Here is a 6,382-nt window from a genome sequence, read left to right as displayed (position 1 = left end):
GTTTGTGTGTTGAAGCAAAGTTTGATAAAACAGGCGACAGCCATTAAAAAGAAATAATTCATTTATAAAGAATAATGGCTTTTTATGATGCTATCGCAATTATAAGGCTTTCGCTATTGTTAGATTGCGTAAACGGAAAGTATTTGTGGGCATTGCCCACAACCACAACCTTTGAAAAAGGTTGACCAAATTTTAAACCTTTTAACTCCCGAACGTTACTAAGTTATTGTCGGGAACAAGAAAATTATTTTTTGCAAACTATCTTCTCGTAATAAAAAACCATAATTTTCGCAACTATTGAAAAAGAATCCAAATATTATATTGATATATTAGGAGATTTTAGTATGAAGATTAAAGATGATTTTGTATTAAGAAAAGTAGCCGATTCATATGTGGTAGTACCGGTAAACAGTCTTACACTTGATTTTAACGGTGTAATGAATCTCAACGAAACCGGTGCATTCTTGTTTGAGGCACTTCAAAAAGGCATTGAAAAAGAAGAGCTTGTAAATAAAATGCTTGATGAATATGATGTTACAAGAGAAAAAGCAAGTGCGGATATTGACACATTCATTAATAAACTAAAGGATGCTGATGTCTTTGAATAATAGAGAAATTCAGCTTGAAGATGTAATACAGATTATAAAAGAAAAGCTAAATTCAGGCGGTACTGTCACATTTACTCCGCATGGTACAAGTATGTACCCAATGCTGAGAAGTGGGGAAGATGTGGTTGTGCTAAAAAAGCCTGAGGGCAGGCTAAAATATCTTGATGTTGCATTGTATCAGAGAGGCAACGGCGATTTTGTACTGCACAGGGTAATCGGATTTAATAAAGACGGCAGTTATATTTTTTGCGGTGACAATCAGTTTTATAAAGAGCGTGGAATAACCGATGATAAAATTATCGGTGTAGTTACTGCTTTTTATCGCAAAGGCAAGCACTATACAGGCGAGTCACTCTCATACAGATTATATAAATCAGCATGGGAATACTTAAAAGCACCTATGCGTATGCTGTATTCTGCACATAGAATGAGTAAATCAATAAAAAAGAAAAGGTAGCATTTGTAATGAAAAAGCATCTTAGTGAAGCACAGAAAAAAGAATATTCTTACTTTTTATCGCTTGTGTCGAGTGTGCTGAATGATACAGAGCCGCAGTTGCCTTATGAAAACTGTAATCTTGACAATATAAGGAAGATTGCAAATGATACAAGAATGGACGCATTATTTTTTGAAGCGATTATAATGCTGTCAAGGAAATATAGTGTGCTACAAAATCTGCTTTCATATTATAAAACAAAGCTTAACAAGCTTGCATATATTGATACATTAATGAAGTATGAGGTTGAAAATCTGTTAAAGTGTTTTGATAAAGAGCAGATTTATAATCTTCCTATGAAAGGCTATTTTCTAAAAAAAGATTATCCCAATCCATTTGAACGCTCTGTATCTGATTTTGATATTCTTTTTGATATAAAAGACATTGATAAGATAAAGAGAGTTTTTACTGAGAACGGATATAACTTTGTTAAGAATGATGATCAGCAGTATCATTTTAAAAAAGCACCTTTTATGTACATTGAAATGCACAAATCACTTTTGCATGATCATGAGGATTGTTATAGCGTTTTTGAAAATCAGCTTGAAAAAGCAAAAGTTCGTGACGGTTATAATTATTCTAAGCGAATGTCGCTTGAGGATTATTATACCTATATGATTATCCATTCAGCAAACCACTTTGCACAAGGCGGAATAAGTGTGCGAATGATTGCAGATGTTTATGTTTTCTATAAAAAATATGGTGAAAAGCTTGATAAGGCATATCTTAAAAAGCTGTTAAAAACCTGTAAAATGACTACGCTTGAGCAAAAAATGAGGAATATAGCTTTTAAGTGGTTTTCACCTGACAGTAAAGCTGCCGATTTTAATGATTTGGAAGAATTTATTTTGATGAGTATGGGGCTTGGCAGGCTTGATGTTGCGGTTATGAGTAATATAGAAAGTCAGAAAAGCAAAAATAATAATTCTAAGTCCAAAGCTGTATTGAGTTCGGTATTTCCGAGTATTAACAGTATGAAATATAAATATTCTTACCTTGAAAAATGCCCGATATTATTGCCTTTTTCCTGGGCTTGTATGTGGTGCAGAAGAATTTTTATTGAAAAGAATGTTAATGTTAAGCGTGGTTTAAGCAATCGACTTTCTTATACTGATGAAGATGTGAAGTTTTACGCAAAACTTACAAAAGAAGTAGGACTTGATAGCTACAAATACTATGATAACGATTGACAAATAAAAAATATATGATATAATATTAATTAAGTTAGCAAACACTAACGGCACTTGGTGTTTGCTAATTTAAAGAGGCATAGTTAGTCCGTCCTAACTATGCCTCTCTTTTTAGTTTTTTCAATAATTGAGGTAAATTGTGGTTTGGCAACTGTCGGGAAATTTCTGTTTGAATTAGCACAGACTTTATACTCGAAAAAAAATTTGGTCAACCTTTTTCAAAGGTTGTAGGTGTGGGCAAAGCCCACAATACTTTAAGCTAACGCAAGGCTTTGATAGCCAAACAGCCTGCTGTTTGGCGGCTTGAACACAACAGCGAAAGCCTTATAATGCGATAGCATCATAAAAAACCATTATTCCTTATAAATGAATTATTTCTTTTTAATGGCTGTCGCCTGTTTTGTCAAACTTTGCTTTAGCACACAAGCAGCGTTGCTGTTTGTGTCGGAAAATTTGCAACGAAAACAGCTTTTCTTGGGCGTTGCCCAAACCCACGAGCCTTTAAAAAGGCTCGACCTAAATTTTATGTTATTGTCCTAAGTTTTTTGCTAAACCATAATTTATCAATATTACCCCAACATTTAAAACTGAACTTCTTTTATTATTTATTATAAATTTAAAGTAAATTTTAAGTAAAATTTAAATTTCATTTAAAGTTACAAAGGTACAATATACTCATCAAAGGAAAGGAGAATGAAGATGAGTTATCAAAGTGTTTTTAAACGCTATGAAATAAAGTACCTTGTAACAAACGAGCAAAAGAAAATTATTATGCAGGAAATGAAAAAATATATGTATGCCGACAAATTCGGCAAAAGCACAATCTGCAATATATATTTTGATACTCCGAATTTTTTGCTTATCAGACGCTCGCTTGAGCATCCGCTGTATAAAGAAAAGCTAAGACTGAGAAGCTACGGTACGGCTAATCATAACAGTACAACATTTATTGAAATCAAGAAAAAATACAAGCGTGTTGTGTATAAACGCCGAACTGAAATGTCGGAAAGTGAAAGTATGCGTTACCTTTGTGGTGGTGAACATATCGGTGACAGTCAAATTTTGCGAGAGGTTGATTACTTTCTTGAACATTACAAAGGCATTGTACCGCAGGTAGTTATTTCATATAACCGAGAGGCTTTTTATTATAAGAATGATTATGATTTCAGAGTTACATTTGATGATAATATTCTTTGGCGTGACTATGATTTATCACTTTGCAAGGGTGTTTACGGAACACCGATACTGAGAAATAATTATTCTCTTATGGAAATAAAAACAGGCACAGCTGTTCCGCTATGGATGACAAATCTGCTTAGCGAAAATAAAATCTACAAAACATCTTTTTCAAAATATGGCAATGCTTATCTTGCTTTAATGCAGCAGAGGGCAAACGGAGGTAAAAAATATGCTTAATACATTGTTTTCAGGAATTTTCAATTCATCAACCACAACCGAATCAATCGCAGTACCGCAGTTTTTGCTTTGCATAGCGGTTGCTCTTGTAATCGGAATTTTTCTTGCTGTAGTTTATTCTTATAAAACAAAATATACCAAAAGCTTTGTTGTAACACTTGCACTTTTGCCGGCTGTGGTTTGTGTGGTAATTATGATGGTAAACGGAAATGTGGGTGCAGGCGTTGCAGTAGCCGGTGCATTCAGCCTTGTTCGTTTCCGTTCAGTCCCCGGTACAGCAAAGGAGATTGGCACAATATTCCTTGCAATGGGTGCGGGTTTAATTTGCGGAATGGGTTATCTTGGCTACGCAGTACTGTTCTCATTAATTTTAGGCTTAGCAATGTTTGTTCTCAATAAAGTGAATATCGGTGCAGATAAAAGACTTGAGCAGGACAGAATTCTTAGAATTACCATTCCCGAGGATCTTAATTATAATGGTGTATTTGATGAAATCTTTGAAAAGTACACTCAGAAGTCCGAGACAGTTTCGGTAAAAACCGCAAATATGGGCAGCTTATACAAGCTTACATACAATGTGACACTCAAAAACTCAGCAGAAGAAAAGGCTTTTATTGATGATTTAAGATGCAGAAACGGCAACCTTGAAATCAGTATGGCAAGACAGGAGGTAACTAATAATGAGCTTTAATTTTAAAAATAAAGGAAAATTTGCAGCATTGCTTGCGGCACTCATTGTATCGGTAAGCGTAACAGGCTGTGCAAATACAGACAGCAGCTCGGTTATATCAAGTTCATCAACCGCAACCGCAGACAGCGTTTCAACTGCCACCGCTTCCGATGAATCACGTGACAGTGAAATGTTTACCGACCGTGACAAAGAGGTTGGTTATGACGAAAGCTCGGCAATTACAGTAACTTTTTCATCAACAGGGGCGACAGCAAGTTCAAGTGATGTTTCCGTAAGCGGAACTAAGGTTACAATTAAAAGTGAGGGTACATACATTGTTACAGGAACAACCTCTGACGGACAGATTATTGTTGACGCTGACAGCAACGCAAAAATACAGATTGTTCTGAAAAACGCATCAGTCACCTGCAAATCAAGTGCGGCTTTATATGTTAAACAAGCTGATAAGGTATTTGTAACAACTGCTAAGGACAGCGAAAATACCCTTGCATCAACAGGCGACTATGTTCAAACTGACGATAATAATGTTGACGCTGCAATTTTTGCAAAAGATGATATTACTCTCAACGGCGAAGGAAAACTTACTGTTACTTCAGAAAAAGGTCACGGAATTGTGTCTAAGGACGATTTAAAGCTGACAAGCGGTGAGTATAATATTACTGCTGCAAGTCATGCACTTTCGGGTAAAGACAGCATCAGAATTGCAAGCGGAACATATAATCTTACCTCAGGTAAGGACGGATTGCACGCTGAAAATACAGATGATACTTCAAAGGGATTTGTGTATATTGAGGGCGGTGAATTTACAATCAACTGCAAGGGTGACGGTATTGACGCCGGCACAACGGCACAGCTTGTAAACGGCACATTCAATATCACATCAAACAGCGGCAGTTCTTCAAATTCTACTGATTCTGCAAGCGTAAAAGGCATTAAAGCAGGCGGAGATCTGACAATCAGCGGCGGTACATATAATCTTACTTGCGAAGATGACGGGTTACATTCAAATTCAAATGTAACTGTAACAAATGGTACTTTTACAATCTCAACAGGTGATGACGGTATTCATGCAGACAGCAAAACAAGCATAAGCGGCGGCACGATAAATATTACTGAAAGCTATGAGGGAATAGAGGGCAATGAAATTGAAATTTCAGGCGGAACTATTACCTTAAAGGCGAGTGATGACGGAATTAATGCCGCAGGCGGTAATGATGAAAGCGGATTTGGCGGTGGCTTTGAGCGTGACAGCTTTAGCTCCTCAAGTTCATCAATCACTATTTCGGGTGGTAAAATTATTATTGATGCAGACGGTGACGGTGTGGATTCAAACGGTTCACTTACTGTAACAGGCGGTGAAACCTATGTTTCCGGCCCGACAAGCGGCGGAGATGGTGCTCTTGACTATGACGGAGAAGCAACCATTACAGGCGGTATATTCATTGCTGCCGGTTCAACACAAATGGCACAGAATTTTGGCGAAAACTCAACCCAAGGCTCAATGCTTGTAAATACAGATTCATGTGGTGAAATTACAATAAAAAACAGTAACGGAGATGTTCTTGCATCTTTTACACCAACTAAAACCTACGCTTGTGTGGTAATCAGTTGTCCGGGAATTACTGCAGGTGAAACCTATACTGTAACATCAGGCAATTCTTCAACGGAGGTTGAAATGACTTCACTTATTTACGGCTCAGGAGGTATGGGCGGTCCTGGTGGAATGGGCAACGGAGATATGGGAAACGGCGATATGAATAATAACGGAATGGGCGGCCCCGGCGGCGGAAATATGCAGGGTGGTCCACAAATGAGATAAAAAGAAAATCACAACTGTTTGTGTAGAACAGTTGTGATTTTTTAATTTAATTATTTAGGTTTTTATAGTGGGGATAAATTGTGGTTTAGCAGAGAGTTTCGGAAAATTAACAAAAAATTTAGGTCGAGCCTTTTTAAAGGCTCGTGGGTTTGGGCAAAGCCC

The 6,382-nt window shown here is 36.8% G+C and carries 6 protein-coding genes; all 6 read left to right on the top strand.

What is annotated here, in order from left to right:
- Window positions 1–344 precede the first annotated feature (344 nt).
- The 6 genes from ACJMMI_RS06095 to ACJMMI_RS06070 all read left to right on the top strand — a co-directional run bounded on the left by ACJMMI_RS06095 (window position 345) and on the right by ACJMMI_RS06070 (window position 6,220).
- Window positions 345–608 (top strand): PqqD family protein, encoded by a 264-nt coding sequence (locus tag ACJMMI_RS06095; RefSeq protein WP_405354317.1) that lies wholly within the window; start codon window positions 345–347, stop codon window positions 606–608.
- On the top strand, window positions 601–1,065 hold the full coding sequence (locus ACJMMI_RS06090; protein ID WP_405354316.1) for a S24/S26 family peptidase: 465 nt from the start codon (window positions 601–603) through the stop codon (window positions 1,063–1,065). The genes ACJMMI_RS06095 and ACJMMI_RS06090 overlap by 8 nt, the downstream gene beginning before the upstream one ends.
- Before the next feature lie 8 nt (window positions 1,066–1,073).
- Complete coding sequence (locus tag ACJMMI_RS06085) at window positions 1,074–2,294, top strand: nucleotidyltransferase family protein (protein WP_405354315.1); 1,221 nt, start codon at window positions 1,074–1,076, stop codon at window positions 2,292–2,294.
- Between the two features lie 699 nt (window positions 2,295–2,993).
- A complete protein-coding gene (locus ACJMMI_RS06080; RefSeq protein WP_405354314.1) occupies window positions 2,994–3,710 on the top strand; it encodes a polyphosphate polymerase domain-containing protein in 717 nt (238 codons plus the stop codon).
- Window positions 3,703–4,401: a DUF4956 domain-containing protein gene (locus tag ACJMMI_RS06075; RefSeq protein WP_405354313.1), complete on the top strand. Its 699-nt coding sequence runs from the start codon at window positions 3,703–3,705 to the stop codon at window positions 4,399–4,401. The genes ACJMMI_RS06080 and ACJMMI_RS06075 overlap by 8 nt, the downstream gene beginning before the upstream one ends.
- Window positions 4,391–6,220, top strand: coding sequence for a carbohydrate-binding domain-containing protein (locus tag ACJMMI_RS06070; protein WP_405354312.1), 1,830 nt, complete (start codon window positions 4,391–4,393; stop codon window positions 6,218–6,220). The genes ACJMMI_RS06075 and ACJMMI_RS06070 overlap by 11 nt, the downstream gene beginning before the upstream one ends.
- The last annotated feature ends 162 nt before the right edge of the window (window positions 6,221–6,382 follow it).

It is taken from the genome of Ruminococcus sp. (assembly GCF_045129435.1).
Classification (GTDB): domain Bacteria; phylum Bacillota; class Clostridia; order Oscillospirales; family Acutalibacteraceae; genus Ruminococcoides.
The sequence above is the reverse complement of the archived record's forward strand: the minus strand, read 5'-3'. Positions and strand labels throughout refer to the sequence as shown.

Excerpts from the sequence above, each read along its gene's own strand:
- ACJMMI_RS06080 (WP_405354314.1), top strand. The coding sequence starts at position 2,994 with ATGAGTTATCAAAGTGTTTTTAAACGCTATGAAATAAAGTACCTTGTA.
- ACJMMI_RS06075 (WP_405354313.1), top strand. The coding sequence starts at position 3,703 with ATGCTTAATACATTGTTTTCAGGAATTTTCAATTCATCAACCACAACC.
- ACJMMI_RS06070 (WP_405354312.1), top strand. The coding sequence starts at position 4,391 with ATGAGCTTTAATTTTAAAAATAAAGGAAAATTTGCAGCATTGCTTGCG.
- ACJMMI_RS06085 (WP_405354315.1), top strand. The coding sequence starts at position 1,074 with ATGAAAAAGCATCTTAGTGAAGCACAGAAAAAAGAATATTCTTACTTT.
- ACJMMI_RS06095 (WP_405354317.1), top strand. The coding sequence starts at position 345 with ATGAAGATTAAAGATGATTTTGTATTAAGAAAAGTAGCCGATTCATAT.